Origin of the sequence: Lichenibacterium dinghuense, assembly GCF_021730615.1 — a bacterium.
Taxonomy (GTDB): Bacteria; Pseudomonadota; Alphaproteobacteria; order Rhizobiales; family Beijerinckiaceae; genus Lichenihabitans; species Lichenihabitans dinghuensis.
The window spans coordinates 2,433,943-2,448,920 of the sequence record NZ_JAJLMN010000001.1; the positions used below are offsets into that span (position 1 = coordinate 2,433,943).

Annotated in this window: 14 protein-coding genes; 7 read left to right on the top strand and 7 right to left on the bottom strand. The window is 73.5% G+C overall.

The annotated features are described in order from the left end of the window. Positions 1 to 18 precede the first annotated feature (18 nt). Together ribA and L7N97_RS11815 are read left to right on the top strand one after the other, a co-directional pair. Positions 19 to 1,092 carry a GTP cyclohydrolase II gene (ribA, locus tag L7N97_RS11810; RefSeq protein WP_237478465.1) on the top strand — a complete coding sequence of 358 codons (1,074 nt, stop codon included), beginning with the start codon at positions 19 to 21 and terminating at the stop codon, positions 1,090 to 1,092. A 2-nt stretch (positions 1,093 to 1,094) separates the two neighbouring features. Further along, complete coding sequence (locus L7N97_RS11815; protein WP_237478466.1) at positions 1,095 to 3,608, top strand: response regulator; 2,514 nt, start codon at positions 1,095 to 1,097, stop codon at positions 3,606 to 3,608. 181 nt (positions 3,609 to 3,789) lie between these two features. Here the strand turns inward: L7N97_RS11815 and L7N97_RS11820 are convergent, their stop codons facing one another. Together L7N97_RS11820 and trxB are read right to left on the bottom strand one after the other, a co-directional pair. Continuing rightward, a complete protein-coding gene (locus L7N97_RS11820; protein ID WP_237478467.1) occupies positions 3,790 to 4,683 on the bottom strand; it encodes a LysR family transcriptional regulator in 894 nt (297 codons plus the stop codon). 132 nt (positions 4,684 to 4,815) lie between these two features. After that, positions 4,816 to 5,817 (bottom strand): thioredoxin-disulfide reductase, encoded by a 1,002-nt coding sequence (gene trxB, locus L7N97_RS11825; RefSeq protein ID WP_237478468.1) that lies wholly within the window; start codon positions 5,815 to 5,817, stop codon positions 4,816 to 4,818. 211 nt (positions 5,818 to 6,028) lie between these two features. Here trxB and L7N97_RS11830 point away from each other — a divergent pair, with 211 nt between their 5' ends. Then, positions 6,029 to 6,733, top strand: coding sequence for a 2OG-Fe(II) oxygenase family protein (locus tag L7N97_RS11830; protein ID WP_237478469.1), 705 nt, complete (start codon positions 6,029 to 6,031; stop codon positions 6,731 to 6,733). Positions 6,734 to 6,773: 40 nt separating this feature from the next. Here L7N97_RS11830 and L7N97_RS11835 read toward each other — a convergent pair whose 3' ends face one another. Next, positions 6,774 to 8,183, bottom strand: a complete 1,410-nt coding sequence (locus L7N97_RS11835) for an FAD/NAD(P)-binding protein (RefSeq protein ID WP_237478470.1) — start codon at positions 8,181 to 8,183, stop codon at positions 6,774 to 6,776. A gap of 213 nt (positions 8,184 to 8,396) precedes the next feature. Between L7N97_RS11835 and L7N97_RS11840 the strand changes: the two genes are divergently transcribed. After that, the gene (locus tag L7N97_RS11840) at positions 8,397 to 9,092 is read left to right on the top strand and encodes a L,D-transpeptidase (RefSeq protein ID WP_237478471.1); all 696 of its coding nucleotides are present in this window, start codon (positions 8,397 to 8,399) and stop codon (positions 9,090 to 9,092) included. A 9-nt stretch (positions 9,093 to 9,101) separates the two neighbouring features. Here the strand turns inward: L7N97_RS11840 and L7N97_RS11845 are convergent, their stop codons facing one another. After that, on the bottom strand, positions 9,102 to 10,517 hold the full coding sequence (locus L7N97_RS11845) for a DUF2254 family protein (RefSeq protein ID WP_237478472.1): 1,416 nt from the start codon (positions 10,515 to 10,517) through the stop codon (positions 9,102 to 9,104). A gap of 290 nt (positions 10,518 to 10,807) precedes the next feature. On the opposite strand from L7N97_RS11845, the gene L7N97_RS11850 reads away from it, so the two are divergent. From L7N97_RS11850 to L7N97_RS11860, 3 genes are all read left to right on the top strand, one after another. Further along, positions 10,808 to 11,764 carry a cation diffusion facilitator family transporter gene (locus L7N97_RS11850; RefSeq protein ID WP_237478473.1) on the top strand — a complete coding sequence of 319 codons (957 nt, stop codon included), beginning with the start codon at positions 10,808 to 10,810 and terminating at the stop codon, positions 11,762 to 11,764. Positions 11,765 to 11,944: 180 nt separating this feature from the next. Further along, on the top strand, positions 11,945 to 12,280 hold the full coding sequence (locus tag L7N97_RS11855; protein ID WP_237478474.1) for a hypothetical protein: 336 nt from the start codon (positions 11,945 to 11,947) through the stop codon (positions 12,278 to 12,280). A gap of 138 nt (positions 12,281 to 12,418) precedes the next feature. Further along, the gene (locus L7N97_RS11860) at positions 12,419 to 12,763 is read left to right on the top strand and encodes a hypothetical protein (protein WP_237478475.1); all 345 of its coding nucleotides are present in this window, start codon (positions 12,419 to 12,421) and stop codon (positions 12,761 to 12,763) included. On the opposite strand, the gene L7N97_RS11865 is transcribed toward L7N97_RS11860, so the two are convergent. The 3 genes from L7N97_RS11865 to L7N97_RS11875 form a co-directional block, all read right to left on the bottom strand. Beyond that, positions 12,741 to 13,475, bottom strand: coding sequence for an NUDIX hydrolase (locus L7N97_RS11865; RefSeq protein ID WP_237478476.1), 735 nt, complete (start codon positions 13,473 to 13,475; stop codon positions 12,741 to 12,743). The genes L7N97_RS11860 and L7N97_RS11865 overlap by 23 nt on opposite strands. After that, complete coding sequence (locus L7N97_RS11870) at positions 13,472 to 14,353, bottom strand: PhzF family phenazine biosynthesis protein (RefSeq protein WP_237478477.1); 882 nt, start codon at positions 14,351 to 14,353, stop codon at positions 13,472 to 13,474. The genes L7N97_RS11865 and L7N97_RS11870 overlap by 4 nt, the downstream gene beginning before the upstream one ends. 79 nt (positions 14,354 to 14,432) lie before the next feature. Beyond that, positions 14,433 to 14,960, bottom strand: coding sequence for a Dps family protein (locus L7N97_RS11875; protein ID WP_237478478.1), 528 nt, complete (start codon positions 14,958 to 14,960; stop codon positions 14,433 to 14,435). Positions 14,961 to 14,978: the final 18 nt, after the last annotated feature.

Below are 14,978 nucleotides of genomic sequence, written 5' to 3' on the forward strand. Positions count from 1 at the left end.
CGGGGGGACGGAGCGTCTATGGTGCGTTGGGACGAGGCGATGGCCGGCCTGCGGGCGGGCGGATCGGTGGTGCTGGTCGACGAGGCGCGCGAGGGCGCCGCCCACGTGGTCGCCCCGACCCCGCTGGACCTCGACGTGGTCACGCGCGAGGGGCACGGCCCGCTCACGGCCGCGCTCGACCCGCGGGCGACGCTCGACGCCGGGCCGGGCCGGATCGAGTTCCTGCAGGTGGCCCCCCGCATCGGGGGCGTGCTGCTGTTCCCCGAGCCCGTCGAGGCGGCGCACGACCTCGTCGCGGCGGCGGGCGCCCCGGGCCCCGCGGTCCTGCGCGCCGCGGCGCTGCGCGGCGGCGTGCTGGCCGCGGCCGGCGCGCCCGCCGCCTTCGCGGAGCGGCTCGGCCTGCCGCTCGTGTCGATCCAGGACGTTGTGGCGCACAGGCTCGCCCGCGAAACGATCGTCGAGCGGGTCGCCTCGGCGCAGCTGCCCTCGCTGTATTCCGACGAGCCCCTGGAGGTGCACGCCTTCCGCGGGCTGCTCGACGGCACCGAACACCTGGCGCTGGTGCGGCGCCCCGGCGGCCCCGCCTCGGGCGCGCCCCTCGGCCCCGAGCCCCTGGTGCGGCTGCACTCGGAATGCCTCACCGGCGACGCGCTGGGCTCGCTGCGCTGCGACTGCGGCGACCAGCTCCGCCGCGCCCTGAAGCAGATCGGCGACGACCCCCAGGGCGGCGCCGTGGTCTACCTGCGCGGCCAGGAAGGGCGCGGCATCGGCCTCGCCAACAAGATCCGCGCCTACGCGCTGCAGGAGCGGGGGCTGGACACCGTGGAGGCCAACGCCGAGCTCGGCTTCCCGGCCGACATGCGCGACTACGGCACGGCGGTGCAGATCCTGCGGGAGCTCGGCATCGCGCGGCTGCGGCTGCTGTCCAACAACCCGCGCAAGCGCGCCGCGCTGGAGCGCTACGGCGTCGTGGTGGCCGAGCGCCGGTCCCTGCGCATCGGCCCGAACCCCCACAACGCGACCTACCTCGAAACCAAGCGCGTCAAGCTGGGGCACGACCTCGCGCGCCTGAAGGTCGTTTCGGAACAATGACCATGGCGGACCATCCCGGGGGAGGCAGCGTGTCCGACGTCGAGCAGAAGTCCGGGGCCGGCCCATCGGGCGACCGGCTCGCGTCCGAGCTGGAGCAGCTCACCCAGCTCAACCTGACGCTGGCCGCCGACCTCGACCTCGACACCCTCACCCAGTCCATCATCGACACGGCTACGCGGCTGACGGGGGCGAAATACGGCTCCTTCTTCGAGCGCGTCGTCACGGCGCCCGGCGAGCCCGAATGCTGGAAGCTCGCGAGCCTCACGGGCGCGCCGCTCACCGCCTTCACGCGCTTCGGCCTGCCGCGGGAAACCTCGCTGTTCCGCCCGAGCTTCCGCAACGAGGGCGTGGTCCGCTCGGACGACGTGCCGAACGACCCGCGCTACGGCTCCATGGGCGGCATGCCCAAGGGGCACCTGCCGGTGCGCAGCTACCTCGCGGCCTCGGTGGTGTCGCGCACGGCCGGCATCACGGGCGCGCTGCTGTTCGGCCACCCCGAGCCCGGCCGCTTCGGCGAGCGCGAGGAGCGCTTCATCGTCGGCTTCGCGGCCCAGACCGCGGTGGCGATCGACAACGCCCGCCTGTTCCGCTCCATCGAGGCCGAGAACCGGGAGCGGCAGGCCTCCGAGGCGCGCTTCCGCGCCGCCATCGCGGCCGTGCAGGGCGTGCTGTGGACCAACAGCGCCGAAGGCCGCATGGAAGGCGAGCAGCAGGGCTGGGGGGCGCTGACGGGCCAGAGCCGGGACGAGTACCAGGGCTTCGGCTGGGCCGCGGCCGTCCATCCCGACGACGTGGACCCGACCGTGGCGGCCTGGAACGAGGCCGTGGCGGAGCGCAAGACCTTCGTCTTCGAGCACCGCGTGCGCCGGCACGACGGCCGCTACGGCACCTTCGCGATCCGCGCGGTGCCGATCCTCGACGAGGCGGGCGCGGTGCGCGAGTGGGTCGGCGTCCACACGGACATCACCGAGCAGCGCCTCGCCGAGGCCCGGCTCGACGCCGCGCGCGAGGCGGCCGAGAGCGCCAACCGCGCGAAGAGCCAGTTCATCGCCAACATGAGCCACGAGCTGCGCACGCCGCTCTCGGCCGTGATCGGCTACAGCGGCATGGTGGCGGAGGAGATCGAGGAGCTCGGCCACGGCGGGCTCGTCGAGGACGTCAAGAAGATCGAGGCCAACGCCCGCCACCTGCTCGGCCTCATCAACGACGTGCTCGACCTGTCGAAGATCGAGGCCGGCCGCATGACGGTCGAGGCCGTGCGCTTCGACGTGGCCGCGATGGTGGACGAGGTGGTGGCCGCCGCGACGCCGCTCGTCGCCAAGAAGAACAACCGCCTCGTGCTGGCGCTGCCGGACGGCCTCGGCTCCATGCACACCGACGAGGTGAAGGTCCGGCAGTGCCTGCTGAACCTCATCGGCAACGCCGCCAAGTTCACGGAGAACGGCACCGTGACGCTGCGCGCCGCCCGCGTCAGCGACGGGGGCGAGGACTGGCTGTCCTTCTCGGTCGACGACACCGGCATCGGCATGACGCCGGAGCAGCTGACCAAGCTGTTCGGCCGCTTCGTGCAGGCGGACGAGTCGACCACGCGGCAGTTCGGCGGCACGGGGCTCGGCCTGTCGATCACCCGCGCCTTCTGCCGCAAGCTCGGCGGCGACGTGACCGTGGACAGCGTCTACGGGGTGGGCTCGACCTTCACGATCAGCCTGCCGGCGCGCCTCGACGAGGGCGCCGCGCGCGACGAGGGAGAGGACGCGCCGGCCGCGCCGGTGCGGGGCGACATCGTGCTCGTGGTGGACGACGATTCCGCGGCCCGCGACCTCCTCACCCGCTTCCTGGAGCGCGAGGGCTTCACGGTGAAGACCGCGCGCGACGGCCGCGAGGGTCTGGCCCTGGCGCGGCAGTACCGGCCCAAGGTGGTGCTGCTCGACGTCGAGATGCCGGGCGTCAACGGCTGGGGCATGCTGCAGGCGCTGCGCTCGGACCCGGTGCTGAACGACACCCCGGTGATCATGATCTCCGTGCTGCACGAACGCAGCGTCGGCTTCGCCATGGGGGCGAACGAGTACCTGACCAAGCCGGTCGACTGGGCGCAGCTGAAGCGCGTGATGGAGCGCTTCGAGGCGGGCGGCGGGGGCCGGCGCGTGCTGGTGGTCGACGACGAAGCCGACGCCAGGGGCTGGGTCGGCGCCATGCTGTCACGCGACGGCTGGATCACCGACGTCGCGGTGAACGGACAGGACGCGCTCGACAAGGTCGAGCGCGCGATGCCGGACCTCGTCGTCCTCGACCTGATGATGCCGGTGATGGACGGCTTCGCGTTCCTGCGCGCGCTCCGGGCGCGGCGCGACGCCGACCGCGTCCACGTGGTGGTGCTGACCGCCAAGGAGGTGACGCGCGCCGAGCGCGCCGACCTCGAGCGCAGCGTCGACCGCGTGCTGCAGAAGGGGAGCCTCGACCTCGACGAGCTGCGGGCCGAGCTGCGCCGCCTCGTGCCGGAGATGGCGGCGGGCTGAGGCGACGAGGCGAGGGGAGCGCGGGCCTGCCCTCCGGACCTGGTCGTCCCGGCCTGAAGCCGGGAACCAGCGGTGCGGCCGGGCTCGACGGTCGACAGGGGCACCCGGCCGTTCGGCTGGGTCCCGGGTCAAGCCCCGGACGACACCGGGGAGCGTGGAGCTCCTGCCCTCCCGCGCCGCCTCAGAACCGCCAGCGCTGCGCGTTGGCGACGAGGAAGTCGCGCAGCACCTGCACGCGCGCCACGCTCTTCAGCTCCTCGGGGTAGACGAAGTAGCAGTCGAGTTCCGGCATGTCGACGTTGGGCAGCACCTGTACGAGCGTGCTGTCGGCGTCGGCCAGGTAGTCGGGCAGCACGCCGATGCCGGCGCCGCTCTGCACGGCGTGGTAGCTCGCGATCATGTTGTTGATCGTCACCGTCGAGGAGCGCAGCGATTTCGCGTCCCGCCCGGCCGACTGGAGCGAGTTCAGCAGCGACACGAGGTAGTTGGAGGGCGAGCCGCTGTAGCCGATCAGCCGATGCTTGCCGAGGTCGTCGACCGACTTCGGCTGGCCGTGGCGCTTCAGGTAGCTCGGCGCCGCATAGGCGTGGTAGTGCACGGTGAAGAGCCGCCGCCGGATCAGGTCCGGCTGGGTGGGCTCGCGCAGGCGCAGCCCGATGTCGGCCTCGCGCATGCCGAGGTCGAGCTCCTCGTCGGTGAGGATCACCTGCAGCTTGATGTCCGGGTAGAGGTCCAGGAATTCGCCGAGGCGCGGCGACAGCCAGCTCGTGCCCAGCGCGAAGGTGGTGGTGATGCGCAGGTCGCCGTGCGGCTTCTCGCGGCTGTCGGTGAGGTGGCTCCGCACCGCGTCGAGCTTCAGCATTACGTCCTGGACGGTGCGGAACAGCAGCTCGCCCTGCTCGGTGAGGATGAGCCCGCGGGCGTGGCGGTGGAACAGCGGCGTTTCGAGCTCGGTCTCGAGCGCGCTGATCTGGCGGCTCACGGCCGACTGGCTGAGGTTCAGGACCTGGCCCGCGTGGGTGAAGGATCCGGCATCGGCGGCCGCCTGGAAGACCCGCAACTTGTCCCAATCCACCGTCGCCTCCCGCATGGCTGCACCCCCATTGTCGCGCGGCAGGGGGGCGGCGTCGAGGGACGGCAGGGAAAAGACTGTCCCATCGGCGGCGGCGGGACGCCACCGCAAATGACGGGCTTGGTGGACGAACCTCTACTCCCAGGCCCCGATCATCTGCTCCTCCCGCCGCTCCTCGGCGCGTGTCGCCGGGTCGGGGGAATGCTCGGCGAGGAACTTCTCCGCCTCCAGCGCCGCCATGCAGCCCATGCCGGCCGCCGTCACGGCTTGGCGGTACACCTTGTCCTTGACGTCGCCGGCGGCGAAGAGCCCCGGGATCTCGGTCGCGGTGGAGTCGGGCCGCGTCAGGATGTAGCCCTCGCAGTCGGTCGGCACCTTGCCGCGGAACACTTCCGTCGCGGGCGAGTGGCCGATGGCGACGAACACGCCGTCGGCGCGCAGCACCGTGGGGGCGCCCGTCAGCGTGTCGCGCAGCCGCACACCGGTGACGCGGGCCGGCACCCCCTCGCCCAGGATCTCGTCGACGGCGTGGTTCCACAGCACCTCCACCTTGGGGTGCTTGAACAGGCGCGTCTGCAGGACCTTCTCGGCGCGCAGGTGGTCGCGCCGGTGCACCAGCGTCACCCGGCTCGCGTGGTGGGTGAGGTAGAGCGCGTCCTCGACGGCGGTGTTGCCGCCGCCCACCACCACGACCTCCTTGCCGCGGAAGAAGGCGCCGTCGCAAACCGCGCAGCCGCTCACCCCCGCGCCCATGAAGGCGCTCTCGGAGGGGAGGCCCAGCCACTTCGCCTGGGCGCCGGTGGCGATGATGACCGTGTCGGCGAGGTAGGTGTCGCCGCCGTCGGTCGCGACGCGGAACGGGCGCCGCGACACGTCGATGTCGGTGACGAGGTCGAAGACGAGCTTCGCCCCGGCGTGCTCGGCCTGCCGTCCCATCTTCTCGGTGAGGTCGGGCCCGAGGATCGACAGCTCGCCCGGCCAGTTCTCGACGTCGGTGGTGATGGTGAGCTGGCCGCCGGGCTGCAGGCCCTGGATCACGACGGGGTCGAGCCCGGCGCGGGCCGCGTAGACGGCCGCCGTGTAGCCGGCCGGCCCGGCCCCGATGATGAGCGTCTTCACGGCGTGGCTGGCGGACATGGCGGTTCACCGGGGCAGGGGAGGGCGTGCCGCCCGCGCGGCCGCATGGTGTGCGAGGTATAGGAACCGCCCCGCGGGGTCGCAAGCCGCCGGCGCCCGCGGGGCAGGGATGCGCGCGCGGCCCCGCGCTTGCGGCACCGGCGCGCCGGTCCTAGTTTGCCGGCCGCTTCATCCCCGGCTGCCCCGCGCGGCCCCACGCGAGACCGAACCCATGGCGTCCAGCACCGCGGCCCAGAGCGCGACCCCCTCCCCTGGCGCGAGCGTCGACGACATCAAGGCCGCCGTGCGGGCCAGCATCGCGGCCCGGCAGGGCCACGAGAAGCCCTATCCCTACTTCATCGTGCAGGACCTGTTCCCCGCCGACGTGGCCAAGGAGCTGGCGACCCTGCCGTTCCGGGCGCCGGGCCTCGACGGCGTGTCGGGCAAGCGCGAGCTGCACAACGACACGCGCCGCTACTTCGACGCGGCGACCAACGCCGAGCACCCCGTGATGGGCCGCGTCGCCGAAGCGCTACAGGACCCGGAGATCGTGGGCGCGTTCGCCCGCGCCTTCGGCGCCCCGCTCGACGGCACCTACCTGCGCCTCGAATACGCGCAGGACGTCGACGGCTTCTGGCTCGAGCCCCACACCGACCTCGGCGTGAAGAAGTTCACCTGCCTGATCTACCTGTCGGACGGCCCCGGCCACGAGACGCTCGGCACCGACATCTATGCGTCCAAGACCGAGCACGTCGGCGCGCCGCCCTTCACGCCGAACTCGGCCATGATCTTCGTGCCGGGCTCCGACACCTGGCACGGCTTCGAGAAGCGGCCCATCGAGGGCGTGCGCCGCTCCGTGATCCTGAACTACGTCACCGACGAGTGGCGCGCCCGCGAGCAGCTGTCCTACCCCGAGGCGCCCGTCCGCGCGGCCTGACGCGTCTGACCTTCTCCCCTCCGGGGAGAAGGGCGCTCTCTCACGCCGCCGCCCGCGCGCCCTCCAGCGCGGCGAGCAGCCCCGGCACCGAGCGGGCGAGGTGGCGGGTGATGTCGGGCTCGCCGGTCATCTCGCCGAACGAGCCGCGCGTGATCGGCCCGAAGGCGCGCAAGGTGTCCGAGGCCGCGCCCCGGCCGTCGAGCAGCCGCCCCTCGGGGTCGACCGCGACCCCCGCGCCGACGCCGTCCGGCCGCGCGAGGCCGGCCTCCACGAGCCCGCGCAGCAGCGGGTCGGCCCGCACCGCCGCCGCCGGCCCGGTGCAGATCACGGCGGCGTCGAAGAGGCGCCGCCCCGTCCCGCCGAGCTCCGCCGCGAGCCGCCCGCCCTCCGCGTCGATCCCCGTCACGGCCGCGCGCGCGATGGCGAGCCGGCCCTCGGCCCGCCAGCGCTCGACCAGCATGGAGGGCTGCGGCGCCGCGCGGAAGCGGTGGACCTCCCAGTAGGGCAGCAGCCGGCGCGCGACGCGGCGCTGCTCGGCCGCGGGCAGGGCGCGCCACATCGGGGTCAGCCGCGCCCGGAAGGCGTCCGCCACCTCCTGCCAGCCGTGGTCCGGCGACAGCCGCGCGATCCCGCCCCGCAGCACGCGCAGCAGCTCCACGGCGGTGCGGGGCAGGGGCGCGTCGGCGAAGGGGTCGAAGCCGTCCGGGAAGGCGCCCTGCGGCCGCGGCAGCAGCCCGCGGCGCGACACGGCCAGCACGGAACCCCGGTGGCCCGTGCGGTGGAGAGTCGCGACAGCGTCCAGCATGGTGAGCCCGGTGCCGACGATCAGCACGGTGCCCTCCGGCGGCAGGCGCCCAAAGGCTTGCGCGCGCCACGGGTCGGGCACGTAGCCCGGATGCGCCCGCGCGGCCTCGGATACGGGGCAGGGCGGCACCGGCGCGGGATGGCCGGTGCAGACCGCCACGGCCTCGGCGTCGAGGCTCCGCCCGTCGTCGAGCGTCACGCGCCAGCCCGCGCCGCGGGGCGAGACGGAGGACGCGCGCGCGCGGCGGTGGCGCAGCGCCGCGCGCGGGCCGGCCGCCCGCGCGGCCTCGGCCAGGGTCTCCGCCGCGTAGGCGCCGAACAGCGCGCGGGGCACGTAGTGTTCGCCGGGAGCCGCCGTGCTCCCCGCGTCAGGCAGGTGGCCCTGGGCGAAGAGCCATCGCGTGAGGTGGTCGGGCTCCTCGGGCAGGAGGCTCATCCGGTGGCTCGGCACGTTGATGCGGTGCTCCGGGTCCGCCGTGCCGTAGGCGGCGCCGCGGCCGAGCGCCGCCGCGGGCTCGACCACGTCGATGCGGAGCGGGCCGGCCGCGACATCCGCCGCGTGGGCCCGCAGCGCGTGGATCGCCAGGGCCGCGCCGGTGAGGCCGCCGCCGAGGATGACGAGGCGGGGCGCGTCGCCTTGGGGCATGGTGGAGACTCCTCACGTCCGCGCCGCCGCGCGGCCTCACGGGCCCCAGCGCTACCACGCCCCGGCCGGGGGCCTCCACCCCGTCCCACGATGGGATAGCCGGCCTTGCCGACCCGGCCGCGCATCGGCTATCCCCGGTCGAGCGGGACGTGCGCCGGTTGTCGGCGGCGCGCCGTCCCGCGGGTCGGGCCGCCGTCGGGAGCGTGGACGCACATGGTCGAGGACATCGCGGAGGCCGGCGCGGCCGCCCCGTTCGGGCGCCGGGCGGGCGCGCTCAGCCGCAGGTCGTTCCTGCTCGGCTCGGCCGCGGGGCTCGGCGCGCTGGGCCTCGCCGGCTGCGCGACCTCGGACGCCGCCTTCCTGGCCGAGGCCGCCAAGGCCTACGGCCCGCTGCCGGACGAGAAGTTCCCCATCCCCGCGGTCGACATCTCCAAGCTCGACCCGAAATGGTACCGCCGCGTCGTGCCCTACGAGACAAAGGAGGCGGCCGGCACGATCGTGGTCGACCCCAAGGAGCACTACCTCTACCGGATCGAGGGCGACGGCACGGCGACCCGCTACGGCGCCAACGTGGGCCGCGACGGCTTCCTGTGGCACGGCGACGCTTATGTGGGCCGCAAGTCGGAATGGGCGACCTGGACGCCGCCGAAGGAGATGATCGCCCGCCAGCCCGAGGCCGCGAAGTATGCTCACGGCATGCCCGGCGGCCTCGACAACCCGCTCGGCGCCCGCACGCTGCACCTGTACCAGGACGGCAAGTACACGCTCTACACGATCTACGCCAACAGCGACCCGGACACGATCGGCCACGGCATCACCAGCGGCTGCGTCGGGCTGCTGAGCCAGGACATGATCCACCTCTACGCTCGCACGCCGGTGAAGACGAAGGTGGTGATGCTGGAGGGGTAGGGGGCGGCCTCAACCCTGTACCGGCACGCGGGTCGAACGGGAATTGAGGGCGCCCAGGGTCGAGGCGAGCCGCGCCGTCGCGACGCGCAGGTCCCTCGCCACCTCCGGATGCTGCCGCTCGTCGAGGGCCTCCGCCAGCGCGTCGATGGCCTGCTCCAGCTCGCGGGTCAGCACGTGCTCGCCGAGGCTCGACAGGGCGCGGCGCACCACGTCGACCAGCCGGAGCGCCCAGCCCTCGGGCACGCGGGGGAGCAGGGCCGCGACCGTCCGCAGCGCTTCGGCGAGCACCTGGGCCTGGAGGGACTCCGACGAGACCAGGATCAGGGTCTCGATCGCGTCGATGGCTTCGCCGGGCGCCGCGTCGGCGATCACCAGCGCGGACGCGGGGTCGCTCGGCACGTCGCCCTCCGCCGCCCAGCGGAACAGGATGTCGCGCAGGCTTTCGACGACGGCCTGGACGGGATCCGGGTTCGACTTCGACGTCGACCCCGTCGTCCAGCCGATGGTCGCGAGCTGGTGGATGCCGTAGGCGGCGTCGCCCTTGAGGTCGCGGTCGTCGTCGAAGGCGAGGGCCGCGAGGACGGCGCGCCGCACCTTCTCCCGTGCCTCGGCGTCGGGCGGCTCGCCGGCGGGCGCGCGGATCACCGCCACCCGCTCGTCGAAGGCGAGGTAGCGTCCGAGCGGCACCAGCAGCTCCACCTCGACGGGGCTCAACCCGCCGAGCGCGCCCTGCAGCCCGTCCGCGTCGATGCCGACGATGTGGCCTGACCCCTCGACCCGCACCGTGCCGACGACCGGCCAGTCCGGACGGGGCTTGCGCCTGCTCCTGCGCAGCAGCCCCGTCTGCACGGTCCGGGCGGCGAGCACGTGCCGCTGGATGGTGCGCACGATCTGCCGCGGCCGCATCTGGTCGATGGTGTTGTAGATCATCACGACGATCATGCAGAGCGCGACCGCGGTGAGCACGAGGGCGATCGCGGTGCCGAACACCGGGCGATGGATGCCGCTCGCCGTGACGAGGTTGACCAGCACGAAGACCGACAGGCCGATGAAGAAGCCGAAGTAGAACTGGTTGGCGCGCCGCATCAGGAACTGGTCCGTCACCTGCGTGGTGAGGGCCGACGCCCCCTGCTGCAGGGCGATGAGCAGCAGCGAGAAGATGATCGACGTCACGGTGATGATGCTGGACGCCACGGTGGACAGCAGCGTGGCGAGCGACCCGCTGTCGCCGAGCAGCGCGCCGAGCCAGCCGAAGCCGGAGGGCACACGGCCATCCGACCAGGTCGTGTCGGCCCAGTAGATGAGGACGGCCGCCAGCACGAAGCCGAGGACCACGGCGAGCGGCACCGCCAGGAACTGCCCGAAGGCGCGCCGGAAGGAGGCGACGATCCGGAGCGGAATCTCGGCAGCGATCGTCTTCGGCATGGGCTCGGGTTCCAAGGTCATCGTGGCGCGGGCGGATGCGCGCCACCCATAACCGCCGAGGGCGGCCGGGCGTGCCGTGCTTCGCGCCGGAACGGGCGCGAAATGCGGGGCGCGGGGCGGATGCCGGGCCGAACCGATGCGGCCGCCGCACGTTGCTCGCGCGTCCGCGGGGTGCCCGGGCGGCGCACCTGCGGTTCGCGGCTCCCCTCCACGGCTCGCACGATCGATGTGGCGCGATCGCCACGGCCTGTCCGGCCCGATCGCGATCCAGTTCGTTGTCGGAGAAGAGAATGGCAGGGGAGAGCACGGGGGCGATCGTTACGGCAGCGGGGGCCAACCTGGCGATCGCGGTCGCGAAGTTCGTGGGGGCGTGGCTGACCGGCAGCGCCTCGATGCTGGCGGAAGGCGTGCACTCGGTCGTCGACACCGCCGACCAGGGGCTGCTGTTGCTCGGCCTCAAGCGCGCTGAGAAGCCGGCCGACGAGGCCCACCCGTTCGGATACGGGCGCGAGGTCTACTTCTACTCCTTCGTGGTCTCGCTCCTGATCTTCACGGCGGGCGGCCTGTATTCGATCTACGAGGGCATCGGCAAGATCCGGCACCCCGAGGAGACCGGCGACGTCGACCTGTTCGGGCTCCACCTGCCGGGGATCGCCGTCAACCTCGCCATCCTGGCCTTCGCCCTGGCCTCCGAGGGCTATTCCCTGTTCACGGCTTACACCTCGCTGCCGAAAGGCTCGGGCTCGCCGCTGTCGACCATCCGGCGCAGCAAGGATCCGAGCCTCTTCGTCCTGATCGCCGAGGACACGGCGGCGGTCGCCGGCCTGGTGCTGGCGGCGCTGGGCGTCGGTCTGTCGGCGCTCCTCGGCCTGCCGGTCCTCGACGGCGCCGCCTCGATCGGCATCGGCGTCCTGCTCGTCGCCGTGGCCTTCTTCCTCCTGATCGAGACCCACGGCCTCCTGATCGGCGAGGCCGCCGACCCCGAGGTGGTCGAGGCCGTCCGCGCGCTCGCCCTCGCCGAGCCGAGCGTGCGGCACGTCAACGAGGTGCTCACCCAGCACCTCGGGCCGTCCGACATCCTGGTCAACCTGAGCCTCGACGTGGCCGACGACGAACGCGGCGGCGACGTCGAGCGCCTCGCGACGCGTCTGGAGCGGGAACTGAAGCGCCGTCACGACAAGGTCCGGCGCGTCTTCGTCGAGTTCCAGTCCGGACCCGCTTCGCGGTCCGCCGACCGGGATGGCTGAGCGGGCCTCCACCACGCGCGCCGGCGCGGGTCCGCGGACCCGCTCGGGATCCTGCCCCACCCTGACAGCCCCGCGCGGACGCGCTAGTGGTCCGACCCGAACGGATGATCCATCCGTTTGGACAAGTCGGTGCACAAGGAAGCGCCGGACATCGGCCGAGACTGAGCTGGAGCTTCATCCATGGCGTCCCGTTTCTTCGCCCGCGCGCGCTCGGCGCTGCCGGCCTTCGCGCTCGCTCTGGGCTTCCTCGTCGCGGGCGCCGCGCCGGCCCTGGCGCAGGATGACGATCCCCCGGCCGCCGATCCCGTGCCGAACGGCAACGGCTGCGCCGGGGTGATCGCCCGCTGGCAGGACTTCTCGGGCCGCGAGAACCAGGGCGGCCACATGGACACGTCCGTCTACGACCAGATCCAGAACGAGATCGACCGCGCCTCCCACCTCTGCGAGGCCGGGCAGGACGCGCAGGCGCGCCGCGCGGTGGCGGAGTCGAAGCGCCGGCACGGCTATCCCCCGTAGGACTCGGCGCCGGATCGGCCTCCGTCCTTCCGCGGCGCGGCGGCGCGCGACGTCCGCGGGCGATGCGGGGGCGGGGGCGCCACCGATGGCCGGGGCAGCGCGTTGGAGGAGCGGACACCACCGGATCGGAGCTTCGGAATGAACGTCTTCTCGCGGGCCGCGGGCGCGGGCAGCCTGTCGATCGCCGCCCTGCTCCTCGGGACGGCGGGGCCGGCCCTGGCGGCGGACCCGGCGGCGACAGCCGCCCCGCTGCCGGACGGCAACGTCTGCGCGCCGATGATGGCCCGCTGGCAGGGCGCTGAGGCCGAATATTCCGCCCTGAAGCCCCCGGACCTCGACGCCTTCAACGTGGCGCAGAACGCGATCGACCGGGCCGCTCATCTGTGCGAGGCCGGACAGGCGGATCGGGCCGCCGCGGCCATGGCCGCCTCAAGCCGTCGGCCGCCGGACCTGAAGGACTTCAACGCGAAAGTTTCGCCCTGAGATAGGCCGCCGCCGTCACCTGCACGGCCGGGCCGATCTCGGCCGCCGAGCGGATCACGTGCATGCGGGCCAGCTCCGGCTCGGGGTCGCGCGCCAGGAAGGCGTGGATGCGCTCCACCAGCGCTTCCGCGCCCTCGGGGGAGCGAACCCGCTTCATGAAGCCGACGCGGCACCCGTCCATCACCAGCGTCATGCCGGGGTCGAAGGCGAGCGCGGCGGGGTCGAGCCCGGTCTCCTCGCCGAGCTCGCGCCCGATCGAGCCCGCGATGTCGACGCGCCCGTCCCGCACGTCGCTCGGGTCCGGCGTGCCGGAGGCGAAGTAGACCGCGCCGGCGTTGGCCGTGTGGCCCCCCATCTCGCCCAGCACGAAGGCGCCGTCCGCCGCCTGGAGGCAGGCCATGCCGAAGCCGTTGCGCACGCCGGCCGGCGGCAGGCCGACGTCGCGCCAGAACAGGAAGGCGCTGAAGCTCGTCTCGAGGTAGGCGCCGCGGAAGGTGCGCCGCCCGCCGGCGTCCGCCTCGACCGCGCCGCGGTGCATCAGGAGCACGCGGCCGTCGAACATCCTGGGCTTGCGGGCCAGCGCGGCGGCCCAGTGGGCGGCGATGTCGGCCGCGCGCTCCTCGGCGAAGGGCCAGGGGCGGGGCTCGAACAGGCAGTCGACGGCGTCGACCTCCACGACCTCCTGCGGGCCGGCGGGCGCGCCCACGGTCACAGGCTGATCGTCCCGTCGCACAGGATCACGGCGCCGCCGCCGATCGAGGCGGAGGCGAGCGCGCCGCCTTCCACCTCCAGCCCGAGCCCGATCAGGCTCGGCCGGCCCATCGCCGCGCCCTGGCGGATCTCCAGCGCGTGGCTGCCGTCGGGCGGGGCGTCGAAGCGCATCACCGCGCCCGCGAAGGCGGCGGCGGCCGAGCCGGTCGCCGGGTCCTCGTAGACGCCCGAGCGCCAGGCGAACATGCGGGCGCGGTAGCGGCCGGGCCCGTCCGGCGCGTAGGCGTAGACGCGCAGCTCCGCCGGCCAGTGCGCGGGCCGCGGCTCCAGGCGGTCGACGGCCTCGGCGGAGGCGAGCGGCACGGTGGTGAAGGGCACGCCGGCCGACAGGAGCGCGGGCCGGTGGAGGCCTGAGCCGATGGCGGCGGGGTCGATCCCCAGCGCCGCCGCGAGGAGGGCGTCGGGCAGGGGTTCGCCGGCGCCCTCCGGCAGGCGGGGGAGGACGAAGCTCGCGCGCGGGCGGCCATGAGCGCGCCGCGCCGTGCAGTGGACGGGGCCGATCGCCTCCTCCAGCACGAGGCCGAGCTCGCCCCGGGCCACGATCTCGGGCGCGCGCAGCTCGGCCAGCAGGACGGCGGTGCCGACCGTGGGATGGCCCGCGAAGGGCAGCTCGCGCTCGGGGGTGAAGATGCGCAGGCGCGCCGTGTTCACGGGGTCGCGCGGCTCAAGCAGGAAGACCGTCTCGGCGAGGTTGAACTCGCGCGCCACGGCCTGCATGAGGGCGGCGTCGAGCCCGTCGGCCCCGTGCACCACGGCGAGCGGGTTGCCGCTGAGCGGCGCGTCGGTGAAGACGTCGAGCGTGTGGAAGCGGAGGCGCATGGCGCCCCCCGTACCACGCCGGCGCCGGAAACGAAAAAGGCGGCCCGGAGGCCGCCTGTCCTGGGTTGGTCGACCGGGCTCAGTGGCCGGACTGGTCGGCGCCCTGGATCGTCTCGAACAGGAACCACGTGCGCAGCTCGGTCGCGTCGATATATTCCTCGAGCAGGCTCGCGGTGGCCACGTCCTTGTGCTCATCGCAGAGTTCGTGCGTCTCGCGCATGGCGGCGGCCATCTTCTTGTTGTCGCTCATCAGCTCCTTCAGCATGTCGAGCGGCGACACGAAGGTGGAATCGTTCTCGCTGAGGTGCGAGATCTTGATCATCTCGCCCATGGAGTGGATGGTCTTCTTGCCGAGCTTGCGCACGCGCTCGGCCAGCGGGTCGGTGGTGGCGAAGATCGCGTCGCCGTGGTCGTCGAGCAGGCGGTGGTAGTCGCGGAAGTGCGGGCCCGTCATGTGCCAGTGGAAGTTCTTGGTCTTCGTGTAGAGCACGAAGGCGTCGGCCACGAGCTTGTTGACCGAGTCGGCGATGGCCTGGCGGCCGTTGTCGCCGAGGTCGTTGGGGGTGTTCAGGGAGGCGGGGTCGGTGTCGCGGGCCTCGGTGGCCATGGTTCTCTCCTCCGGCGG

Bases quoted from the DNA above. Each gene is read 5' to 3' on its own strand.
- ribA (WP_237478465.1), top strand. From the start codon at position 19: ATGGTGCGTTGGGACGAGGCGATGGCCGGCCTGCGGGCGGGCGGATCG.
- L7N97_RS11815 (WP_237478466.1), top strand. From the start codon at position 1,095: ATGGCGGACCATCCCGGGGGAGGCAGCGTGTCCGACGTCGAGCAGAAG.
- trxB (WP_237478468.1), bottom strand. From the start codon at position 5,817: ATGTCCGCCAGCCACGCCGTGAAGACGCTCATCATCGGGGCCGGGCCG.
- L7N97_RS11830 (WP_237478469.1), top strand. From the start codon at position 6,029: ATGGCGTCCAGCACCGCGGCCCAGAGCGCGACCCCCTCCCCTGGCGCG.
- L7N97_RS11835 (WP_237478470.1), bottom strand. From the start codon at position 8,183: ATGCCCCAAGGCGACGCGCCCCGCCTCGTCATCCTCGGCGGCGGCCTC.
- L7N97_RS11840 (WP_237478471.1), top strand. From the start codon at position 8,397: ATGGTCGAGGACATCGCGGAGGCCGGCGCGGCCGCCCCGTTCGGGCGC.
- L7N97_RS11845 (WP_237478472.1), bottom strand. From the start codon at position 10,517: ATGCCGAAGACGATCGCTGCCGAGATTCCGCTCCGGATCGTCGCCTCC.
- L7N97_RS11850 (WP_237478473.1), top strand. From the start codon at position 10,808: ATGGCAGGGGAGAGCACGGGGGCGATCGTTACGGCAGCGGGGGCCAAC.
- L7N97_RS11855 (WP_237478474.1), top strand. From the start codon at position 11,945: ATGGCGTCCCGTTTCTTCGCCCGCGCGCGCTCGGCGCTGCCGGCCTTC.
- L7N97_RS11860 (WP_237478475.1), top strand. From the start codon at position 12,419: ATGAACGTCTTCTCGCGGGCCGCGGGCGCGGGCAGCCTGTCGATCGCC.
- L7N97_RS11870 (WP_237478477.1), bottom strand. From the start codon at position 14,353: ATGCGCCTCCGCTTCCACACGCTCGACGTCTTCACCGACGCGCCGCTC.
- L7N97_RS11875 (WP_237478478.1), bottom strand. From the start codon at position 14,960: ATGGCCACCGAGGCCCGCGACACCGACCCCGCCTCCCTGAACACCCCC.